The organism is Pedobacter steynii (genome assembly GCF_900103665.1).
Lineage (GTDB): Bacteria > Bacteroidota > Bacteroidia > Sphingobacteriales > Sphingobacteriaceae > Pedobacter > Pedobacter steynii.
The window spans coordinates 526912-548920 of sequence record NZ_FNGY01000004.1 but is presented as its reverse complement, the minus strand read 5'-3'; the positions used below and the strand labels follow the sequence as shown (position 1 = coordinate 548920).

The 22009-nt window shown below is 44.3% G+C and carries 14 protein-coding genes; 5 read left to right on the top strand and 9 right to left on the bottom strand.

The genetic code is table 11. The features are described 5' to 3' along the window. Nucleotides 1-9: 9 nt before the first annotated feature. The 6 genes from BLQ87_RS14305 to nirB are packed head-to-tail and all read right to left on the bottom strand — an operon-like array spanning nt 10 to nt 7417. Nucleotides 10-1320 carry a NarK family nitrate/nitrite MFS transporter gene (locus tag BLQ87_RS14305; protein WP_074607794.1) on the bottom strand — a complete coding sequence of 437 codons (1311 nt, stop codon included), beginning with the start codon at nt 1318-1320 and terminating at the stop codon, nt 10-12. A 50-nt stretch (nt 1321-1370) separates the two neighbouring features. Further along, complete coding sequence (locus BLQ87_RS14300) at nt 1371-2570, bottom strand: molybdopterin molybdotransferase MoeA (RefSeq protein ID WP_172664914.1); 1200 nt, start codon at nt 2568-2570, stop codon at nt 1371-1373. Continuing rightward, a complete protein-coding gene (gene moaCB, locus BLQ87_RS14295) occupies nt 2567-3481 on the bottom strand; it encodes a bifunctional molybdenum cofactor biosynthesis protein MoaC/MoaB (RefSeq protein ID WP_074607791.1) in 915 nt (304 codons plus the stop codon). Before moaCB ends, BLQ87_RS14300 begins: the two co-directional genes overlap by 4 nt. 3 nt (nt 3482-3484) lie before the next feature. After that, nucleotides 3485-4543: a HesA/MoeB/ThiF family protein gene (locus tag BLQ87_RS14290; protein WP_074607787.1), complete on the bottom strand. Its 1059-nt coding sequence runs from the start codon at nt 4541-4543 to the stop codon at nt 3485-3487. 2 nt (nt 4544-4545) lie between these two features. After that, complete coding sequence (gene nirD, locus BLQ87_RS14285; RefSeq protein WP_074607782.1) at nt 4546-4887, bottom strand: nitrite reductase small subunit NirD; 342 nt, start codon at nt 4885-4887, stop codon at nt 4546-4548. Nucleotides 4888-4903: 16 nt separating this feature from the next. After that, on the bottom strand, nt 4904-7417 hold the full coding sequence (nirB, locus tag BLQ87_RS14280) for a nitrite reductase large subunit NirB (protein WP_074607779.1): 2514 nt from the start codon (nt 7415-7417) through the stop codon (nt 4904-4906). A gap of 280 nt (nt 7418-7697) precedes the next feature. Between nirB and cobA the strand changes: the two genes are divergently transcribed. Both cobA and BLQ87_RS14270 read left to right on the top strand, forming a co-directional pair. Further along, on the top strand, nt 7698-8429 hold the full coding sequence (gene cobA, locus BLQ87_RS14275) for a uroporphyrinogen-III C-methyltransferase (protein ID WP_074607775.1): 732 nt from the start codon (nt 7698-7700) through the stop codon (nt 8427-8429). 40 nt (nt 8430-8469) lie between these two features. Continuing rightward, complete coding sequence (locus tag BLQ87_RS14270; protein WP_074607972.1) at nt 8470-8973, top strand: molybdopterin-binding protein; 504 nt, start codon at nt 8470-8472, stop codon at nt 8971-8973. Nucleotides 8974-8998: 25 nt separating this feature from the next. Here the strand turns inward: BLQ87_RS14270 and BLQ87_RS14265 are convergent, their stop codons facing one another. The 3 genes from BLQ87_RS14265 to BLQ87_RS14255 all read right to left on the bottom strand — a co-directional run bounded on the left by BLQ87_RS14265 (nt 8999) and on the right by BLQ87_RS14255 (nt 13670). After that, entirely contained in the window at nt 8999-10687 is a 1689-nt protein-coding gene (locus tag BLQ87_RS14265) for a sodium/sugar symporter (RefSeq protein ID WP_074607769.1), read from the bottom strand. Between the two features lie 20 nt (nt 10688-10707). After that, the gene (gene xylA, locus BLQ87_RS14260; protein WP_074607767.1) at nt 10708-12039 is read right to left on the bottom strand and encodes a xylose isomerase; all 1332 of its coding nucleotides are present in this window, start codon (nt 12037-12039) and stop codon (nt 10708-10710) included. 152 nt (nt 12040-12191) lie between these two features. Beyond that, on the bottom strand, nt 12192-13670 hold the full coding sequence (locus tag BLQ87_RS14255; RefSeq protein WP_074607765.1) for a xylulokinase: 1479 nt from the start codon (nt 13668-13670) through the stop codon (nt 12192-12194). A 119-nt stretch (nt 13671-13789) separates the two neighbouring features. Between BLQ87_RS14255 and BLQ87_RS14250 the strand changes: the two genes are divergently transcribed. From BLQ87_RS14250 to BLQ87_RS14240, 3 genes are all read left to right on the top strand, one after another. Beyond that, nucleotides 13790-14824, top strand: a complete 1035-nt coding sequence (locus BLQ87_RS14250) for a LacI family DNA-binding transcriptional regulator (RefSeq protein WP_074607762.1) — start codon at nt 13790-13792, stop codon at nt 14822-14824. 23 nt (nt 14825-14847) lie between these two features. Further along, the gene (locus tag BLQ87_RS14245; protein ID WP_074607760.1) at nt 14848-19008 is read left to right on the top strand and encodes a hybrid sensor histidine kinase/response regulator transcription factor; all 4161 of its coding nucleotides are present in this window, start codon (nt 14848-14850) and stop codon (nt 19006-19008) included. A 123-nt stretch (nt 19009-19131) separates the two neighbouring features. After that, the gene (locus tag BLQ87_RS14240; RefSeq protein WP_074607758.1) at nt 19132-21987 is read left to right on the top strand and encodes a glycoside hydrolase family 31 protein; all 2856 of its coding nucleotides are present in this window, start codon (nt 19132-19134) and stop codon (nt 21985-21987) included. Nucleotides 21988-22009: the final 22 nt, after the last annotated feature.

Below are 22009 nucleotides of genomic sequence, written 5' to 3'. Positions count from 1 at the left end.
GAGGTTAGATTAAGCTTGTAACAGTTCAGGTTTGATCGTTTCTCTTTTTGCTGAGCCTTTGACCTGGAATTTTGTGATAAAGACCATCAGGCCGATGACGGCTACACCAATCCCGATGTAGTGAAAAGCGTCTGCATAGGTCAGGTGTTCTGATTTAAACAGGAAGCCAACCAGCATTGCGCCAATGTTTCCTCCGGCACCTACGATGCCACTTACTGTTCCAATGGACTCTTTATTGATAAATGGCACAATTCCATACGTCCCGCCATTGGCCATTTTAAGAAAAAGCGCAAAAAACAACATGGCGGCGATGGCCATGCCAAGGGTTTGTGATTGCGCAAAAAGGCTGATTCCAATCCCTTCAAGGATCAGCAGTGCACCCAGTAACAGTCCTTTCCCGCGTAGGCCATAAGATTTTCCTACTTTATCACTCACATAACCACCCAATGCCCGGGCAAAGATGTTCATGCCACCAAATATGCTGGCCATGGCGCCGGCCATGATCATGGAAGCCCCAAACTGATCTGTGAAAAAGGTAGCCGCTACATTGTCAACTGTAATCTCGATTCCGAAACAAGCGGCGTAGGCGAGGGCAAGTACCCAGGTCCGGTAATCTTTTAGCGCAGTGACAAAAGAACCTTTTTTTGCGGTTTTAACATTGCTTTGTTCCAGGTCTTTGAAGTTGCCGGCAGGGGTATCTTTGGTGTACTTATAATAGATAAAAGCCATGACCAGCAGGATCACACCCGGAACAACCATGGCTAGTCGCCAGGAGTCTGCCTGACTCACAAAGCCAAGACCAGCAAAGCCTGCAGCAATAAGTGGCATGATCAGGTTGGTCACTCCTCCACCCAGGTTACCCCAGCCTCCGGTTACCGCATTGGCAGTTCCCACCACATTGGGTGCAAACATCATTGAGGTATGGAACTGAGTGATGACAAATGAAGCGCCGATAATTCCGATGATGAACCTGAATAATAAAAAGCTTTCATAGCTGTTGCTCAATCCGATACACATGACCGGAATGGCGCCCACAGCGAGTAAAATGGTATAGGAAAGGCGCGGACCCAAAGTGTCACAAAGTTTTCCAATGATTAAACGGGCAATTATTGTTGCAGAGACAGAAGCAATGATGATGTTGCCAATCTGGTCTTTGCTTAAATGCAATTGTTCGCGGATCAGTGGCATTAACGGGGCAACACCAAACCAGCCAAAGAAACAGAAAAAGAAGGTTACCCATGTGATGTGAAAGGTTCGCATTTGAATGCCTTTGGCTGAAAAGATGTTGAGTTTACTTAGTGGCTTAAAGTCAGCAGTCATGGTTTGTTTAGGTTTAGGTTCTAAAATGTGGTGATTTACGGCTCTGTTTTTTATTTATTTTGGTTAAATGGATAGAAGGTGATAAAATCGTTTTTGTTGAGTTGTGTTGAATCTGCTGGTTGCATGGCAAGGCCATCGGCATAAATAGCAGCAGTTACATCTCCGGATCCATTGAAAGGAATTCCGTTTAATCCGCCGGAATGGTCAGCTTTGGCGGGAAAAAACTCGGTTAGTGTGTGTTTTTTCGTTCTGCTTTCCAGGATTGGAAGCAATTGGCTGGGTCTGGCCTCATAGCCAAAGCAGCGATATAGATAATGTTCTACAAAAATGGTAAATGTGCTGAGGCAGGAAAGCGGGTTTCCCGGCAGGGCAAAAACCAGGGCTCCGGATGTTGCTTTTCCCAACAGGATTGGTTTTCCCGGGCGGATACTCACTTTATGAAACAGGGTTTTTACATCTAGCTCTTTCAATACGGCAGGCACATGGTCCGCATCCCCGGCAGAAACGGCTCCGTTAATGATCACCAGCTGGGCTTCCAGTGCAGTGCTTAACAGGGTTCTTAACTTTTCTTTATCATCGCTGACATGCGCACATAGCACAGGGCGGATTTTCCATTGGTTGAGCAATGATCTTAAAAGGTATTGATTGCTGTTGCGAATCTGGAAAGGACCGATGCCGGCCGCGGGACTCACTATTTCATCGCCGGTGGTAATCAGGGCTACTTTTGGCAGTTTGTAAACCTGCAATGTTACTTTGCCTACAGTTGCCAGTAAAGCAATGACTTGTGGGCTACACTTTACAGGAGCGGTCAGGAGTAAGGTGCCCCTGTTGCTGTCTTCTCCCTGCCGGGCAATGTTCTGATAATTTTTCAGGCCGTCGGAATATAAAATTACCTGCGCTTCAGATTCGGCTGCATCCTCTCGTCTGATAATGATGTTTGCTGCTTCAGGTGTAGCGGCACCTGTCATGATTTTATAACAGCTGCCTGAAGTCAGTGGAGATTTCGCTGGCTGACCGGTAAATATGGTTTCCGTGATCTGATATTTTCTGATGCCTTTTTCCCAATCGCTTTGCATGATGGCATAACCATCCATTGCAGCCCTGTTAAACGGAGGGTAATCGCGGTCTGCATAGATGTTTTCTGCGAGTATCCGCCCATCTGCTTCTTCCAGATGGATGTTTTCTTTTTCAAAAGAACTGGAGATTGCTGAGAGGATGGAGATTGCTTCTTCAAAACTTGTCAGGCTCAATGTCCACCTCCCTTCATCATTTTTCGGGCATGGAAGATTCCCGGTAATACTGCTTCCAGGGACTCTCTTGCGCCACTGCTGCTTCCTGGCAGGGTGAGGATCAGGGTTTGCGAAATGGAGCCCGCTACGGCCCGGCTCATCATGGCCATGGGGGTTCGCATTTGTCCGAAATTGCGCATGGCTTCTGTAATTCCATCTGCATCCCGTTCCAGGATTTCGGCAACTGCGCTTACGGTATTGTCGCGCGGACCAAGTCCTGTGCCTCCGGTTGTAAATATAAAATGTACATCTTCGGCCACCCATTTTAGCAATTGTTGCTGGATCAGCTCTTTGTCGTCCGGCAGGATTTCGTAGGCTTTTACATTTGCATTCACCTGCTCCAGCATTTGCCGGATCATTATTCCGCTTTTATCTTCCCTTTTTCCGGCAGCTGTTGAGTCTGAACACACCAAAATCGCACAGATTGGAGGAGTGGAGAAGTACTTTTTCCGGTCAGTTTTACCACCTGTTTTCTGCAGTAGTTTAATGCCTCCAATCTCCAGTGTGGTGTCCACAGGTTTAAGCATGTCGTAGATTTCCAGTGCTGCAACAGATACTGCGGTCAGCATTTCCATTTCAATCCCTGTTCTCCCTATAGATTTAGCCTCCCCATTTATGGTGATTCCCGGTCTTGGACTTTCATTGATTTCAAAGCTGATGTCCATGCTGTCTATGGTTACAGGATGACAGTGCGGAAGCAGCTGAGGGGTAAGTTTTGCTCCTAAAAACCCGGCGGCTCTGGCTACATCGAAAAGATTGCCTTTAGGGAGTTGGTTGTTTTTAATGAGCATCAGGGTTTCCGCGGTGCAGTAAATCACCGCTACCGCTTTTGCTGTTCTCAATGTGATCTGTTTACCGGTGATGTCGCGCATAGCTTAGGTGTTTTTTATCTCGCAATTGAGTGTGCTGATTCCATTTTTTAGGCTAAAGGCATTTTCATAGCCTTTGGCTCTTAGTTTTTTTGCTGCCTGTAAGCTTCTTATCCCCGTTTGGCAATAGAAATAGAAATGTTGGCTTGCATCGTATCCTTTTAAGTCAAATTGTTCGAGTTCGGGTAATGGAATGTGTTTGCCACCGATATGTTGCACTTTTCTTTCTTCCATTGTTCTGACGTCGATGAGCGCTATGCCTGTTCTCTGTGTACTTTCTCTAAAGGCAGCTGCCGTTAGTTCAATGGCTTTGGGGACATGCTTAAATCTGGAATAACTTTTAGTTTTTGATTGCTGATCTGCTGAATAAGTAACTCGTGTCGTTGTCGTGTCTAAAGCTTCAAAACGGAGGAGTTTTCCGCTGAGCACTTCTTCCTGATTTAGCGCGATTTTAATGACTTCATTGGCCATCATGGTTCCAATAATATTGGTGGTGATCATGTAGGCGCCACTTTCTGCGCAGGAGGGAAGCGCTTCTTCCTGATCCGGTTCCCGAAAAAGGCAGCGAAGCGTAGGAGAGTTCTGATAGTTGAATACGGTTAAATGTCCTTCTGTTTGAAATATGGCGCCATAAACCAGGGGTTTGTTTTTGACTACACAGGCATCGTTAATCAGGTATCTGGCCTGAAAATTATCTGTGGCATCGACCACAATGTCGTAGGCTTTTACCAGCGACAGGATGTTTTCTTCGTTGATGAAAAAACGGTGCTCATGATAGCGCAGGTAAGGATTTCTGGATTTGAGCGAAGCAATGGCTACCGCCGTTTTATACCTGCCGGTGTCCGGATAACTAAAAAGCGTTTGCCTTGAAATGTTCGAACTACTGATCAAATCTCCATCTGCCAGGCCGATATTGCCTATTCCTGAAGCGGAGAGGGCAGTAAGACAGGGGCAACCCAAACCTCCGGCACCAATCACAAGAACTTTCGCATGTGCTAGTTTTTGCTGTCCCTTCATGGCGATGAAATCTAGTTTTAAGTGACTTTTGTAGTAGTTTTTATCCATGCTCAGGCAAATCCAATGTAGACCATTCCGTCCTCCACTTTTACAGGATAGGTTTGTATGGCGCACTCGTCGCCGCTAAGGCATTCTCCTGTTGACAGAGAGAATGTTTTTTTATGAAAAGGGCAGGCGATTTTAGGATCTTCACCTGCTGAACCGATCATGCCACGGCTGAGGGCCATTTGTTGGCGGTGCGGGCAAAGATTTTGTGTCGCATACCACTCATTGCGGCGTGTAAAATAGAACAATGCGATCTGCTCGTCACCGCATTTTACACATACTCCGCCATTTTCTACCGCGTCTTCTACACGGCAGGCTGCAAACCAGTTTGTTGTTATTTCTATCATGATTTCTATTTTTGGATTAAGCCAATGTCCAGTCTGCTGCTTTTTTCTGGCCCCGCATTTCATCAAATCTTACACTTGGATCTTTTTCTTCAGGAGCGTTCACGAAATGGTTAAAGCGTTTTCTGATCTCCGGATCTTCAATTGCTGTTTTCCATTCACACTGATAGCTGTCTACCAGAGCCTGCATTTCCAGTTCCCACTGCGCCGCCATACCGAGGCTGTCATTTACGACTACATTTCGCAGGTATTCCATGCCACCCTCCATTTTGTTCAGCCATGGGGCGGTCCGTGTTAAAGGATCGGCAGTGCGGATATAGAACATCAAAAAGCGATCTATATATTTAATACAAGTATCACTGTCTACGTCTGTAGCTAATAACAAGGCGTGTTGAGGTTTGCTTCCTCCGTTGCCGCATACGTAGAGGTTCCAGCCCTTTTCGGTGGCAATGATTCCAAAATCTTTACTTTGTGCTTCAGCGCATTCCCGGATACAACCACTGACGGCTGATTTCAATTTGTGAGGAGCACGTAAACCTCTGTAGCGTTCTTCTATCCGGATTGCATAGCTTACGCTATCGTGTAAGCCAAATCTGCACCAGGTACTGCCTACACAACTTTTTACGGTTCGCAAAGCTTTGCCGTAGGCATGTCCGCTTTCAAAACCAGCGTCAATCAGTTCTTTCCAGATCAAGGGAAGGTCGCTCAGGTGTGCGCCAAACATATCTATGCGTTGTCCGCCTGTGATTTTGGTGTAGAGGCCATACTTTTCTGCCACCTGACCTATAATGGTTAGCTTTTCGGGTGTAATCTCTCCTCCGGGGATACGTGGTACAACAGAGTAGGTTCCGCCTTTCTGAATATTTGCCAAAAAACGGTCGTTGCTGTCCTGGGCAGTATCATTGCCTTTTTTGAGAATCATGTCGTTCCATAAACTCGCTAAAAGCGATGATACCAATGGCTTGCATACTTCACAGCCATCACCCTTGCCCAGATTGTCCAGCACCTGCTCGTAACCTTTTAGGTTATGTATTTTTATAAGATCATAGAGTTCCTGCCTGCTTAAATGAAAATGCTCGCAGATGACGTTTCTAACGTATTTGCCATTTTGCTTCATGGTATGGAGCATCAGGTCTTTTACCATCGGGATACAGCCTCCGCAACCTGTTCCTGCTTTGGTGCAACTCTTAATGGCATCAATTGATTCGCAGTGTTGTTCGGTTACTGCGTTGCAAATCGAACCTTTACTGATGCCTTCACAACTGCAGATCAGGGCCTCGTCGGGAAGTCCGGCCAGTCCGGCATTTTCTGTTGCTGCACTGCCGCCTCTTGAGCCCAGGATCAGATCCTCAGGATTTGGCGGAAGCAATATTTTATTGTTTACGGTTTGCAGGAGCATATTGTATGCTTCGGCTTCTCCTATTAATATGCCACCAAGCAGGTGTTTTCCGTCATTGCTAATGTTAATGCGTTTGTAAATGCCTTTGTGGCTGTCTTCAAAAAGTATGGTTCTGGCATCTGGTTCTGTGGTAAAAGGATCTCCAAAGCTGGCTACATCCACTCCGATCAGTTTCAGCTTAGTGCTCATGTCAAAGCCTTTAAAAGTTTTAGTGTCATTGCAAAGTTTTGCAGCTGCAACTTCGGCCATCTCATAACCAGGGGCAATTAATCCATAAATGTTATGGTCAAACAGCGCGCATTCGCCTATGGCAAAAACTGATGGGTCGCTGGTTTGCATATACTCATTTACGATGATGCCACCTCTTGTGCCAACTTCAATGCCTGATAACCTGGCCAGTTCATCTCTGGGTCTGATTCCGGCAGAGATCACGAGCATATCAGTTTTTAATTCGCTGCCATCATTAAATTTTAAAGCGCTAATGCGGTCAGCACCTTCAATACTGCTTGTTCCTTTGTTGGTATAGATATTCAGACCTAATGCACTTAGTTTGTTTTGCAGCATCCCACTGCCGGCAGCGTCGATTTGTCTTGGCATTAGCCGGGGAGCAAACTCGATCACGTTGGTCTCGCTCAGGTTTAAATCGATCAGGGCCTTTGCTGCTTCGAGTCCTAATAAGCCACCGCCAAGAACGGCGCCTGTTTTAGCATTGAGCGCATAATTTTTTATCAGATCCAGATCTTCAATGGTACGGTATACAAAAACACCTTCCTTGTCAATTCCCGGGATGTCGGGTACAAAGGGGGCAGAGCCTGTGGCAATGATCAGGTAGTCGTATTCCAGGGTAAGCCCTTTAGAGGAATGAATAGTTTTGCCGGTTCTGTCGATTTCTTTTACGGGATCATTCAGGTACAGCGTGATTTCTTTTTCCGAATACCAGTCTTCTTTACATAAAGAAAGGTCGTCTGCAGATTTTCCATTGAAGTACTCACTTAAATGAACCCTATCATAGGCTCTTCTTGGTTCTTCTCCAAAAATTATAATGCTAAAATCACTGGATTTGCTTGTTATTTTCTCACAAAACTTGTATCCCACCATTCCATTTCCAATTACAACGATTTTTTTCTGTTTCATGCCTGTTGTTTTTGTGTTATTTGTGTATTAATTAGTTTGTTTGATTGTTTTTGCTCTTATTTTGTGATTTTTATTTGGGTTATTGTTTTTTAGTGATGTTTTTGTCTTTGTTTGTTGTGTTATTTGTTTTATTATTTTGTTTTGTATGATTTTTGTTGTGTAAATATATGATTTTATGAATATAAAAGTGTGATTATATGATTTTTGTCATTAAATAATATATTTTTGATCAATATTGTTGGTGTATTTTTATTTAACTGCCTAAATTTTTGGTTTAATTATGAAAAAAGAGTGTGATTTTGGACTTTTTGTAATGGGTGGTGGTCCTGGGGATCCGGAATTGATCACTTTAAAGGGATATCGGGTATTAAAAAGAGCAGAAGTGATACTTTATGATAATTTAATCAATAAAGAGCTGCTTGATATCGCGCCGAAGGACTGTAAATTGGTTTATGTGGGTAAACAACCTTATGGAAACTATACTCCGCAGGAGGTTATTCATGAATTGATTAAAGAATATACAGAAACTCACCGGGTGGTCATCCGTTTAAAGGGAGGGGATCCCTTTATTTTTGGAAGGGGCTTTGAAGAAGTGCTCTTTGCTGAAAAACATGGTATTCCTGTACATTATATACCCGGCATTAGCAGTATGCAGGCCAGTGGGTTAAGTGGTATTCCTTTGACACATCGTGGGGTCAGTGAAAGTATGTGGATCATTACCGGTACCAAGAAGGATGGCAGTTTGTCTAATGATTTACGTTGTGCGATGAATAGCGCTGCGACTGTTGTGATTTATATGGGAATGAAGAAGCTTGCCGAAATCGCAGGTGTTTACAAAGATGCCGGGTTGGGTGGGACGCCTGCGGCAATCATACAGCATGCCTCGTTGCCGCAACAAAAAAAGGTGGTGTGCAGGGCTGAGGATTTGCCGGCTGCTGCTGCGGGGGCGGGGTTGACTTATCCGGCAATTGTTATTGTCGGTGATGTGGTTGGAATTAAAGGTGCAGCATAAATTTTACCTGTTATTATTCATTTTAACTTTTAATATCCTTATGAAAACGTATAAAATTCAAGTGTTTTTTTTTATTTTATTAAATGTCTCGCTTTTATGTCAGGCGCAAAATAAGGTAAATACAGCTGTTGTGAAAATAACAGGGGAGGTTTCTGGAGCTTTAACTATAGATGAATCGATGTTGCAGGAGTTTAGGCAGGTCCAGGTTGTTCGAAAAGATAAAGAAGGGAATAGTCATCAGTATTCAGGAGTATTGCTATTTGATCTGTTAGAAAAAGCAGCAGTAAAATCAGGCGCCGGCTTAAAAAGTAAAAATCTAAACAAGTATGTTCTAGTGGAGGCGGGTGATGGTTATCAGGTGGTTTTTGCCCTTTCGGAGCTGGATGAGAACTACTCAGGTAACCGGATTATTCTTGCTGATAAAATAGATGGAAAGGCTTTCTTTGTTGAGGAAGGACCTTTTCGAATCATTGTTCAAAACGATAAAAAGCCTGCCAGGTGTGTCAGGCAGGTGACTGCAATAAAAGTTAGGGTTGCTGATTAAACAGCAATCCTAACTTTATTTATTCCTACCAGAAAATGCTGTAAAGTGCGATCAGCACCCCGGCAATGATTAAAGCGCCTGCAGCAAAACCAGCATTGGTTTTAAACATGCTACGGTCAACTTCCAGTCCTTTAGGATTTACCCCATTTCTGTTTTCAAATAAACTGATGATGACCATACTGATCACGCAGATGATAAATACAAAGCCCATTCTGTCGAGGAAAGGGATCTCATACAGCATACTGCCGTCTTTTTGTTCTGCCAGTTTCGCAAATCCAAAATTGCTTAACCATTCCAGGTTGCAGAAATTAGGAAGCGCCTTAAACCCTACAGAAAGTAAAAATCCTCCGATGGTTGCGAAAAGTGCTGCATTGGAAGTGGTTCTTTTCCAGAAAAATCCCAGGATAAACATCGCAAAGATACCCGGCGATACAAATCCTGTGTACTCCTGAATAAATTGAAAACCTCCCTTTTTGTCAATTCCAAGTTGAGGGGCGATGATAATGGCTAGCAACATCGCTACAATCACTGTAATCCTGCCTACTACGACCTGTCTGTGTTCGTTCGCTCCTTTATTGATGACCTTATTGTAGATGTCCAGGGTGAAAATAGTAGCAATACTATTTGCTTTGCCGGCCAGTGACGCCACGATAGCTGCAGTTAGCGCGGCAAAAGAAAGGCCTTTTAATCCTGAAGGAAGCAAGTTTAATAACACCGGATAGGCAGAGTCTGCATTTAAAGATCCATCTTTTACCATGGCAGTTTTAAAATCTCCATAACCCTCTTTGTACAATACATAAGCGGCAATTCCGGGAAGGACCACAATTACCGGCATCAGCAATTTCAGTCCGGCGGCAAAAAGTAATCCCGATCTGGCGGTCTTTAAATCCGCGCCTAAGGCCCTTTGTGTGATGTATTGGTTGCAGCCCCAATAATTCAGGTTTACGATCCACATCCCTCCAATGAGTACCGTTAAGCCGGGAAGGTCCATGTAATGCGGGTTTTCCTGACGGAAGATCATATGGAAATGATCTGATGCTTTTTCTTTAACCATCGCCAATCCGTTCAATACTCCTGAGCCGCCAAAATGAGTAGCCACCAGTTCTAAAGCAAGATAGGTTGTTGCCAGTCCTCCTAAGATGAGAAAGAAAACCTGAATGACATCTGTATAACCGATCACTTTCATTCCGCCAAGGGTGATGATGATCGCGAATACGGCGAGAACATACATGCAGGCGGTGGTATTGATTCCGGAAATGCTGTTGATGGCCAATGCCCCAAGATATAGGATCGAGGTGAGGTTAACCACCACATACAGCAATAGCCAGAAAACAGCCATGATCATGGCTACGGTATTATTGTACCGTTGCCCGAGGAACTGGGGCATGGTGTAAATTTTGTTTTTCAGGTACACCGGAATGAAGAATATTGCTACAATGATCAGGGTAGCGGCAGCCATCCATTCGTAGGTAGCAATAGCAAGGCCCATAGTGAAGCCGGAGCCACTCATGCCGATAAATTGCTCAGCTGAAATGTTTGAGGCGATCAGAGAGGCTCCAATGGCCCACCAGGTTAATGAGTCTTTTGCGAGAAAGAAGTCTTTGGAATTCTCTTTATGGGCCTTTTTCTTATGGTAAACGGCAAATCCATAGACCGCAACAATGAGGAGGTAGACGAGGAAAACGATATAATCGTATGTGCTTAATGAGTTCATGTGGATTATGTTATGTAGTTTTAAATGAATCTGTTAATGATGTTTTCAAGAAGTTCCTGCTGACCGCTGATGCTTTCCGGTTCTCCTTTTTCAACGGCATAATTGCGTAAAGCTTCCAGGTCCATTTGGCCATTTTCAAAATCCAGGCCGGCACCCTGGTCAAATGAGGCATAACGTTTGGTTCTGATTTTTTTATAGTCAGATTGTTGCAGGATTTGGTCTGCAGTAATCAAGGCTCTTGCAAAAGTGTCCATTCCGCCAATATGTGCATAGAACAAATCCGCAGGTTCGGTAGAGTTTCTTCTGATTTTGGCGTCAAAGTTGATTCCGCCACCCTGAAGACCATTGGCTTCCAGCACAATCAGCATGGCTTCTGTCAGCTCATTGATGTTGTTTGGAAACTGATCGGTATCCCAGCCATTTTGGTAATCGCCTCTGTTTGCGTCCATAGAACCCAAGAGGCCTGCATCAGCAGCGACTTGTAATTCGTGCTGGAAGGTATGACCGGCAAGTGTGGCATGGTTTACCTCAATGTTCAGTTTGAAGTCTTCCAGCAGACCATATTGACGAAGGAAATTGCTCACCGTTGCCGAATCGTAATCGTACTGGTGCTTAGAGGGTTCGCATGGTTTGGGTTCGATAAAGAAGGTGCCTTTAAAACCTTGTTTACGGGCATAATCTTTTGCGGTATGCAAGAACTTCGCCAGGTGCTCCTGTTCCCGTTTCATATTGGTATTCAGCAGGCTCATGTAGCCTTCACGGCCACCCCAGAATACGTAATTTTCCCCACCGAGTGCAATTGTCGCATCTAAAGCTGATTTCACCTGTGCAGCGCCATGGGCTAAAACGTGGAAATCGGGATTTGTCGCCGCGCCATTCATGTACCGGCGGTGAGAGAATAAATTTGCGGTTCCCCAAAGTAGTTTTACGCCACTTGCAGCTTGTTTTTGCTGTGCATAATCGACGATTGCCTGTAGCCGTCTTTCATTTTCCTTAATGTCGTTGGTATAATCTACCAGATCCACATCATGGAAGCAGTAATAGGGGAGGTTCATTTTGGTGATGAATTCAAAGGCGGCATCCATCTTATCTTTTGCCCTTGCTACTGCATCGGATTTTTCATTCCATGGATGAATAATGGTGGCTTCACCGAAAGGGTCTCCACCGGTCGCAACAAAGGAATGCCAGTAGGCGCAGGCGAAGCGTAAGTGCTCCTTCATTGTCTTTCCTGCAATCATTCTGTTTTCGTCATACCAGCGAAATGCCAGTGGGTTATCTGAAGCTAATCCTTCAAATTTTATGGGTCCGATTCCTTTGAAAAATTCCTTTTCTCCTGTCGTTACTGTAGTCATTTTGGTTCTTTTATTTGGTGGTTTTATATCTGGTTTAATTTGGTATTTAAGGGAGGTGCAATCGGCGGATTGGCTTCTGTTTTACTATTATCTACGGTTTCTTTAAAGTTAAATGTAATTATAAACGATTGATAGTCAGATTTAAGTGTTTGTTATATGGTTTTTGACTCTAAGTTTGAAAGCCAGTCCTGATAAACAGGTTCATAACTGAAAGTTAAGCGGGGTTCTGTATATTGAATAGGCTTAATCAGGCTAAAAGCTTCGGCTGGCCGGGCATAGATTTTGGCACCTATGCCAGCGCCTAGTGCGGCGCCCACACTGCCGTCATTTTCGTACAACTCTACAGGTACACCTGTGCTGTTAACGAAGGCTTCCAAAAAGAGTTCACTTTGGAAAAGGTTCGCTTTTCCGCAGCGGATGACATTCGGATGCAGGCCATTGCTGCGCATGATGTCCAGGCCATAACGGAACGAAAAAGCGATTCCTTCCTGTGCAGCCCTGAAGATATGTGCATTGCCATGCAGGTTAAAATCGATGTTTTGAAAATGGCCACCAATTAACCGGTTATTGAGCATGCGTTCCGCGCCATTTCCAAATGGTAAAACCTGTAAGCCTTCCGCGCCAACAGCTACCTTTTTCGCTGTTTCATTCATCTCTGCATAGGAGATGCCTGATGCCAGCAAGTTTTTAGTCCAGCGGTTCATGCTTCCTGTGCCATTGATGCAGAGTAAGATACCTAGTCTTTTCTGTTCTGGTGTATAATTGACATGGGCAAATGTATTGACCCTGGATTGCGGATCATAGGCAAGCTGATCACTCAGGCCATAAATTACTCCCGATGTACCTGCCGTTGCAGCTATTTCTCCCGGCTCCAGGACATTCAGGGAAAGTGCGTTATTTGGTTGATCTCCTGCTTTATAGGTAACAGGGATTCCTGGTTTTAGACCTAGAAGCTGTGCGACGTTTAAGCTTAGCCTTCCATGCTCTGAAAAAACAGGTTTGATTTCCGGGATCAATTCCGGATCAAAACCATAATGATTCATTAATGCGGCGGATAAGGTGTCAGTTTTAAAATCCCAGAACACGCCTTCCGATAAGGCAGAGATACTGGTCGTGATGCTGGAGCAGAGCTTCATCGCGATAAAATCGCCGGGAAGCATCACTTTATCGATTTTTGCGTAGACCTCAGGCTCATTTTGCTTTACCCAGGCCAGTTTTGAAGCGGTAAAGTTGCCCGGAGAATTGAGCAGATGACTTAGGCAGTATTCATGACCCAATTCATCAAAAGCAACATTTCCAAGTGTCACCGCCCTGCTGTCACACCAAATGATGCTATCCCGCAGGAGCTGTTGTTCCTTATCTACGAGTACTAAGCCGTGCATTTGGTAGGCAATACCGAGTGCTGAAATGTCCAGCGGATTAAAAATGCCTTTCTTTTTGCAGATTCCGAAAGCCTGCTGCGTATGTTCCCACCACATTTCCGGACTTTGTTCCGCCCATCCCGGTTGCAGCGCCTGAATTGTGCTCTCTTCTTCAGGATATTGTGCAGTAATAATGGCTTTTTGTGAAGTTGAGTCTACAATGGCCACCTTAACAGAAGAAGTGCCGATGTCTATTCCTAGTAATAACATATCGTATTGTGGCTATGGCTTTTAATGGATGAAGATTTGGTTATCAGAAAACGAATTTAGGAGAATGTTTGATAAATGCAATCGATTGCCTAAAATATTTTTGTATTTTTAGGCTGCCTATGAAGCGTCAGAAAAGAACAACGATATACGATATTGCCCAAAAGCTCAGTTTAGCAGCCTCGTCGGTTTCAAGAGCATTGAGCGATAGCAATAAGATTAATGCAGAAACCAAAGCGTTGGTATTGAAAACAGCCGCAGAGATGAATTATCAGCAAAATGCGATGGCTTCCAACCTAAGGAAAGGGAATAATCCGACAATTGGCGTCGTTGTGCCCCGGATCAATCAGTATTTCTTTTCCAATGTGATCGCCGGATTAGAGGAGGTAACCTTTAAACAGGGATACAACCTGGTCATTTGCCAGTCTAACGAGCTCCATGCCCGTGAAGTAGAAGGGGTAAATGCTTTGGTGAACCAGAATGTCAGTTGCATTGTCATTTCCATTGCCGCTGAAAAGGGGAGTTTTGATCACCTTCAGCAGGTATTGGACCGGAATATTCAGCTTATTCAGTTTGACCGTGTGGTAGAAGAATTAGAGACTTTTAAGGTGCTGAACAACAACAAACAGGGGGCTTATGAAGCGGTTGTACACCTGATCGAGCAGGGGTATCGCCGGATTGCTTTATTGGAAGGGCCTCAGGAGCTTCACATCTTCAGAGAACGTAAAGAAGGCTATATCGCGGCCCTGCAGGAGTATGGTTTTCCGATCCTTTCTGAGTTAATGTATGCCAATGCCTGGACAAAAGAACTGGGAGCGCAGGCCACGACCCAGTTACTGGACCTGCCAAATCCACCGGATGCAATTTTTGCTTCCACCTCCGACTTTGCCGCTTTAGGGGTGCTGGAAGTCGCAAATAATAAAGGAATCCCGACCCCGGAAGCATTGGGTATCTGCGGTTATTCTAATGAACCCTTTACTGAAATTACCAGCCCGTCTATCACCACCATAGATCAGTTTAGTGTAGAAATGGGCAGGAAAATAGGCAACCTGCACTTTCGGGAAATGGAGAACTTCAGTCCGGAAGGCAAAACAAAGACGCTAAATGTAAGGCCAAAACTCATCGTAAGGAACTCGACCCTGCGGAAATTGCAATAGAAACATACCAAATATAAATTTTAATGGGACAGCGAGGGTTACTGATGATACTGATCTTATTGTTCATTTCCATGAAAGGCGCAGCACAGCCCGGACCGGTTCAGTTTTCCCGTATGGATTTGTCCAATGGCTTGTCACACAATCAGGTAAATGCCATACTGAAAGACGGTAAAGGCTTTATGTGGTTTGGAACACTTAACGGACTCAACCGTTACGATGGACAGGTCATGAAGGTTTTTAAGCATAATCCCAGAGATACCACATCCATTATCGACAACTTTATCACCAATATCTATGAGCTTCCGGGTAATAAATTGTATCTGCAAACGAGGAGTGGGCCGAATATCTATGATCCCGAAACGGAGCGTTTTATCAGGAACGTCGGTGCCTGGTTTAAGTCGCTGAATATCCCCACAAAAAATGTTTCGGATGTGTTCAAAGACGAAGATGGTAATTTTTGGTTCAATGCAAAAGAACAGGGTGTATTTAAGTATGAGGTCTCTGCTGCAAAGACCCGATTAGTTAAGGATTCGTTCGTTACTGCGATTCAACAGGACAGGAAGGGGAGCATCTGGCTGGTTCATCGTGATAAGACCATTACGCAGCTGGATAGAAAAACAGTTAAAGTAAAACAGCGCATTCTGGTGTTTAAGAAAGTGGATCCGGCAGATTTTCAGGAATTTAAACTGTTTGTAGATCAGGATGCTGACTTGTGGGTATACACGTTGAACAATCAGAGGGGAATCGATTATTATAGTCCTGCCAGTGGCCGGCAGCATTTTATAGATAAGGGGCAGCAGGCATTGAACAGTAACCTGATCAATGGAATGATAGCGGACGGGCATGGTCAGATCTGGATCGCTACAGATCATGGCGGGGTCAATCTGCTGGATAAAAAGAACTTTAAAATGAAGTATCTTCTTCATAAAGATGACGATCCCAAAAGCATCGGGCAAAATAGCATTCTGAGTATTTATAAAGATAATTCCGGGATTATATGGGTGGGGACTTTCAAAAAAGGACTTAGCTTTTACCACGAGAAAATCCTTAAATTTCCTCTTTTCAAGCATCAGGGGAGTAGCCCAAATGGCCTTAGCTACGACGATGTGAACCGTTTTGCAGAAGATGAACATGGAAATCTATGGATTGGTACCAATGGGGGCGGATTGTTTTATTTTAACCGTAAAACCGGTCAGTTTAAACGATATCAACACCAGGCGAATAATTCCAACAGTCTTAGTAATGATATCATCGTGAGTCTTTATGTGGATCGGACTAAGCGATTGTGGATTGGAACTTACTTTGGTGGTCTGGATAGTTTTGACGGAAAGGTTTTTACGCATTATAAACACCAGTCTGCAAATCCGAAAACTCTTGCAGATGATCGGGTGTGGGACATTTTGGAAGATCGAAAAGGAAATTTATGGGTGGCTACCTTGAGTGGTGGCCTGGACCGTCTGGACAGGAGTACGGGCATCTTTCATCATAAGCGTGCCGGAGAGAAAAATAGTGTGCGTTCCAACTTTCTTTCCAGCCTGATCGAAGATAGGAAAGGAAACCTCTGGATCGGAAGTTCTGATGGCGTAGATCAATTGAAAACGGATGGAAATTTTGTTCATTATGAATATGAGGAAGGTAATGCCAGTAGCTTAATTAATAATGTAGTATATGATTTGATGGAGGACAGTTATGGTTTCATCTGGATCGCGACAAGGGATGGTTTGAGCAGATTGAATCCAGCTACAAAACAGTTCCGGAACTTCGATGTCAAAGATGGACTTGCAGAAAAAGCAACTTTAAAAATTGTAGAAGATCATCAAAGAAACCTATGGGTAAGTACGGCAAACGGACTGTTTAATGTCATCGTTAAGCGACAGCTTCATCATGATTTTTCTTATACGTTTCATAAATATGATGAACATGATGGACTTCAGGGAGCTGCGTTTAATGCAAATGCCGGATATAAAACGCGGGCAGGAGATTTAGTGTTTGGTGGGGCAAATGGCTTCAACCTCTTTCAGCCTGCTCACATTAAAACTGATCACAGCAAGCCAGGGATTACCTTTACTGACTTACAGATTGACAACAAAAGTGTGGGTATAGGGGAGGATTTTGGCGGTCGCATTATTCTGGATAAATCGATTACTATTACTACAGCCATTGAGCTGAGGTATAGTCAGAATGGCTTTGCGCTTGAATTTGCTGCGCTCAATTATTTCAATCCTCAGAAAATTCGTTACCGGTATAAATTGGAGGGCTTTGATCCGGACTGGCAGGAAACCCAGCCCAATAGTCGCCGGGCAACCTATACGAATATTGACCCGGGCACTTACGTTTTTAAAGTGATGTCTACCGATGCCACGGGAAATTGGGTGAATAATGAGGCTACGCTTCAGCTTATTATTCTTCCACCATTCTGGAGAACATGGCTGGCTTATGTTGGATACGTATTGCTGATAGGGGGGGCTTTGCTGTATATCAGGCACCGTGGAATTGAACGTTTAAAGAAGGAATTTCTGCTCAGACAGGAGCGTCAGCAGGCACATCGGATGCATGAACTGGATTTAATGAAGATTAAGTTTTTGACTAATGTAAGCCATGAGTTCAGGACTCCGTTGTCATTGATTATTACGCCTTTGGAAAAATTGATAGGACAGAATGTCATACCGAAAAAACAGGAAATACAACTGATACACCGCAATGCAAAGCGGCTGTTGAACCTTGTTAATCAGTTGCTCGACTTTCGGAAAATGGAGGTACAGGAACTCAGTATTCAGCTTAAAGCCGGCAATGTGATTTTCTTTATTCAGGAGCTTTGCCTCGCTTTTAATGACATTGCTGAACAGAAGCGGATCGCTTTTGCCTTTCATACTACGGCAAGGCAATTAATCGTAGCCTTTGATCATGATAAAGTGGAGCGGATCGTCTTCAATTTGTTGTCCAATGCTTTTAAGTTTACACCTGAAGGTGGAAAGGTAACGGTAGCGCTGATGGTTACCCCGCAGGAGCAGGAAAAAAGCAGCTTAATTCTTAAGGTAACAGATACCGGAATTGGTATGGAGCCGGATAAAAAGGAACGGATATTTGAGCGTTTTTTTCAGAATGATATGCCTGATTCTATAGTTAACCAGGGCAGTGGAATTGGCCTGTCCATTACTAAAGAGTTTGTAAAGTTACATGGGGGTACTATACATGTAAATAGTGTTTTAAATGAAGGTTCTGTGTTCGAGGTTTCCTTGCCTTTAGCAGCCCTTCCCGAGTCCGAAGCTGCACTTGAAACCAGTCCGGATCAGGAACTATCTGCTCCGGAAAATGAACATCCGGACCCCGTTGCGAACCTGCCGGTATTACCAGAGGAGCTGGGGGAAGCGCAAGGTTGGGTCAGGGACCCGGAATTCGTTTGGAAAAGTAAAAAGCAGATCATTGTGCTGGTAGAGGATAATGAGGATTTCCGGTTTTACCTGAAAGACAACCTCAGCACCTATTACCAGGTGCTGGAAGCATCGAACGGTAAAGAAGGATGGCAGAAAATCCTGTCTGTTCATCCTGATCTGGTGGTTAGTGATGTGACCATGCCAGTGATGAACGGAACGGAACTTTGTCAAAAAATCAGATCTGATAAACGCACCGCTCAGCTACCTGTAATCTTGCTCACTGCTTTAAGTAATGAGGATCATCAATTGATTGGTTTAGAGACAGGCGCCAATGATTACATCACCAAACCATTTAACTTTGAGATCTTGTTGTCCCGCATTAAAAATATCCTTCAGCAGCAAGCGCTGGCTAAAAAGACCTTTCTTAAACAAGTCGAGTTTAAGCCTGCTGAAACGGGAATAGAATCTATGGATGATAAATTCATGAGGCAGCTGGCCACACAACTGGAAAAGAACTTGTCCAATGCGGCTTATTCCGTTGATCAGCTTAGCTCAGAACTGAACATGAGCAGGGTAGGTCTGTATAAAAAGATCCTGCCCTTAACCGGGAAATCTCCGATCGCCTATATCCGTTTTTACCGGCTCCAAAAGTCAAAAGCCCTTTTGCTGAAATCTCAACTCAGCATCTCGGAAATTGCCTATGAATCAGGCTTCAGTAATCCCAAACATTTTAGCCGTTATTTCAGACAGGAATTCGGTGTCTTACCTTCAGTTTACGCGCAGCAGAAATCCGGAGAAAGTACGGCTTAGTCAGATAAAGGCCATTTTGTTAACATTTCAATACCTATTTGTTATCATTTGAGTCCCCTTGATTGATTTCGTTTCGTATACTTTTAATCTCAATTAACCAAGTATAAACCGTAAATCTTTCGAATGCATAAAATTAGGGTCACCGCCGTAATCTTTATTGGCACAGCCTTGCTACAGCTCAATGTTAAAGGGCAGGAAACTGCAAGTTATGTTAAGACCAGTGCTGGAATTGAAGTCCAGCTCCCAAATTCTTTAACCGGTATCAAAAAAATCCGGTTGGAGCCCGTATCAGATCAGGTCATCCATGTGACCGCTACCGAAAAGCCTGAATTTAGTCCGCAAAGGAGCCTGATGGCCTTAGACAGGGCGAATGGAAATGTCGCTTTTGCCACCGTTGCAGACGATCACCGGATCATTCTAAAAACGAATGCTTTAAGTGTTGAAATTTCCAGGAAGACCGGTCTGCTGACCTATCGCGATGCCGGTAATAAGTTATTACTGAAACAGCGTGCTGTTCCTGAAGCGGCATTGTTACCTCAGGTCTTTAGCGGATCCCCCTCTTACCGCGTTGCACAGGTGTTTGACGCTCAGGAAGAAGAAGCCTATTATGGCCTGGGGCAACACCAGCAGGGGATGATGAACTATAGAGGACGTAGGGTGGACCTCATCCAATACAATACGGAAATTGGCGTACCATTTGTCATTTCTAACAAAGGATACGGGATCCTGTGGGACAATAATTCCATTACACGCGCCGGTGATATCCGGGATTATCAGCCGCTTTCTGCTTTAAAGCTTTATTCTAAAGAAAACAAAGAGGGCTGGATTACAGCCGGCTATGCCAAAAGAACATCCCCTAAAAATATATTGTTTACCAATGCAGTGTCTGAGCTTTCCATAAACTGGCTCACAGATCAGCATAAGTTCCCTGACAGCATTAAAATGGAGGAAGCGGCAGTCAGTTACGAAGGTTACCTCGAAAGCGGCTTAGAAGGCCTATATCAGCTTCAGTTGAAATATGCCGGATATATTAAAGTCTGGTTTAATGAGGAGCTGGTGGCGGATTACTGGCGACAGGCCTGGAATCCAGGCTCCGCAACGCTCGACCTCAGGCTTCAAAAAAATAAAAAGGTCAGATTCAGGATGGAATGGATTCCCGATGGCGGAGAATCTTATCTCGGTTTAACTTGTTTGCCGCCAATTCCTGAAGCATTAAAAAATACCTTTGCTTTGCAATCTGAATCTGGTGCAGGCGTTGATTATTACTTTATCGGTGGTGAAAATGCAGATCAGGTCATTTCTGGTTATCGCAAGGTTACCGGAAAAGCGGTGCTCTTGCCAAAATGGGCAATGGGTTTCTGGCAAAGCCGGGAACGTTATAAAACGCAGGATGAACTCCTCTCAGCAGTAAAAGAATTCCGCGACCGGAAGATCCCGCTGGACAATATTGTGCTGGATTGGTCCTACTGGAAAGAACCGGAATGGGGCAGTCAGCAGTTTGATCCGGCAAGGTTTGCCAGTCCGAAGCAAATGATCAAAACCTTACATGATCAGCATGTGAAACTCATGATCTCGGTCTGGCCAAAATTTAACAAAGGTTTCGATATCTATCATGATTTTGATAAACAGGGATTCCTTTACCAGCGAAACATCGAAGATGGCCGTCGTGATTGGATTGGGAAAGGATATTCCAACACTTTTTATGATGCTTTTAATCCAAAAGCAAGAGCTGCATTCTGGGATTTGATGAACAAAAGGCTGTACAGCAAAGGGATTGATGCCTGGTGGATGGATGCCACAGAACCGGATATGCACTCTAACCTGCCGGTTGAGGTCAGGAAAGAACTGATGAATCCCACCTATGCAGGTTCTTCGACCACCTATTTTAATGCCTTTCCATTGGTCAATGCAAAAGGGGTATATGAGGGACAGCGGGAACAGAATAAAACCGACCGTGTATTTATCTTAACCCGTTCTGCTTTTGCTGGTTTGCAGCGTTATGCAGCTGCAGCCTGGAGTGGCGACATCGCCTCCAGATGGGAGGACATGAAAAGCCAGATCAGTGCCGGGGTTAATTTTTCACTTTCAGGAATGCCTTACTGGACGATGGATATTGGTGGGTTTTCTGTGGAAAAACGCTATGAAAACGCAAAAGGAGCTGATCTTGAAGAATGGAGGGAGCTGAATACCCGATGGTTTCAATTTGGCGCTTTTGTGCCATTATTTCGCGCACATGGGCAGTATCCCTTCCGCGAAATCTATAACATCGCTCCCGAAAGTCATCCTGCCTATAAAAGCATGCTTTACTACAACCAGCTGAGGTATCGGCTGATGCCCTATATCTATGCACTGGCAGGGAATAGTTTTCAGCAGGATTATACCATTATGCGTGGTTTGATGATGGATTTCCCTAAAGATCTAAAGGCCTCCAACCTGAATGATGCCTATCTCTTTGGCCCTTCATTGCTCATCAATCCCGTTTATAAATATAAAGCGCAATACAGGAAAGTATACCTGCCGGAAGGTCAGGGCTGGTACGACCTGTACAATGGAAAGTACTTTAAAGGTGGGCAAGAGCTACAGGTGGCGACTACTTATGAAAGGATGCCCGTATATGTTAAGGAGGGTAGTATCCTGCCCACTGGACCAGCCTTGCAATATACCGATGAGAAAGCCACAGATACGCTGACGGTATTTGTTTACACGGGAAAGGACGCGGTTTTCTCTCTTTATGAGGACGAAGGCGGAAACTATAACTACGAAAAAGGGGCCTTTTCTACCATTCATCTAAAATACACAGAAAGCACAAAATTATTGGAATTGTCTGAACGCAAAGGAAGTTTTGAGGGCATGTTGCCAAAACGCATCTTCAGAATTGTGGTGATCAGCGCTAAAAAAGGAAAGGGGCTGGACTTTAATCAGAAAGCGGACTACAACCTGATCTATACAGGAAAACAACTGTCTGTACAACTTAAATAAAATAATCCCGCCAGCCATGTGC

Coding starts and splice junctions, on each gene's coding strand:
- BLQ87_RS14305 (WP_074607794.1), bottom strand. CDS start 1,320: ATGACTGCTGACTTTAAGCCACTAAGTAAACTCAACATCTTTTCAGCC.
- moaCB (WP_074607791.1), bottom strand. CDS start 3,481: ATGCGCGACATCACCGGTAAACAGATCACATTGAGAACAGCAAAAGCG.
- BLQ87_RS14290 (WP_074607787.1), bottom strand. CDS start 4,543: ATGGATAAAAACTACTACAAAAGTCACTTAAAACTAGATTTCATCGCC.
- nirD (WP_074607782.1), bottom strand. CDS start 4,887: ATGATAGAAATAACAACAAACTGGTTTGCAGCCTGCCGTGTAGAAGAC.
- nirB (WP_074607779.1), bottom strand. CDS start 7,417: ATGAAACAGAAAAAAATCGTTGTAATTGGAAATGGAATGGTGGGATAC.
- cobA (WP_074607775.1), top strand. CDS start 7,698: ATGAAAAAAGAGTGTGATTTTGGACTTTTTGTAATGGGTGGTGGTCCT.
- BLQ87_RS14270 (WP_074607972.1), top strand. CDS start 8,470: ATGAAAACGTATAAAATTCAAGTGTTTTTTTTTATTTTATTAAATGTC.
- BLQ87_RS14265 (WP_074607769.1), bottom strand. CDS start 10,687: ATGAACTCATTAAGCACATACGATTATATCGTTTTCCTCGTCTACCTC.
- xylA (WP_074607767.1), bottom strand. CDS start 12,039: ATGACTACAGTAACGACAGGAGAAAAGGAATTTTTCAAAGGAATCGGA.
- BLQ87_RS14255 (WP_074607765.1), bottom strand. CDS start 13,670: ATGTTATTACTAGGAATAGACATCGGCACTTCTTCTGTTAAGGTGGCC.
- BLQ87_RS14250 (WP_074607762.1), top strand. CDS start 13,790: ATGAAGCGTCAGAAAAGAACAACGATATACGATATTGCCCAAAAGCTC.
- BLQ87_RS14245 (WP_074607760.1), top strand. CDS start 14,848: ATGGGACAGCGAGGGTTACTGATGATACTGATCTTATTGTTCATTTCC.
- BLQ87_RS14240 (WP_074607758.1), top strand. CDS start 19,132: ATGCATAAAATTAGGGTCACCGCCGTAATCTTTATTGGCACAGCCTTG.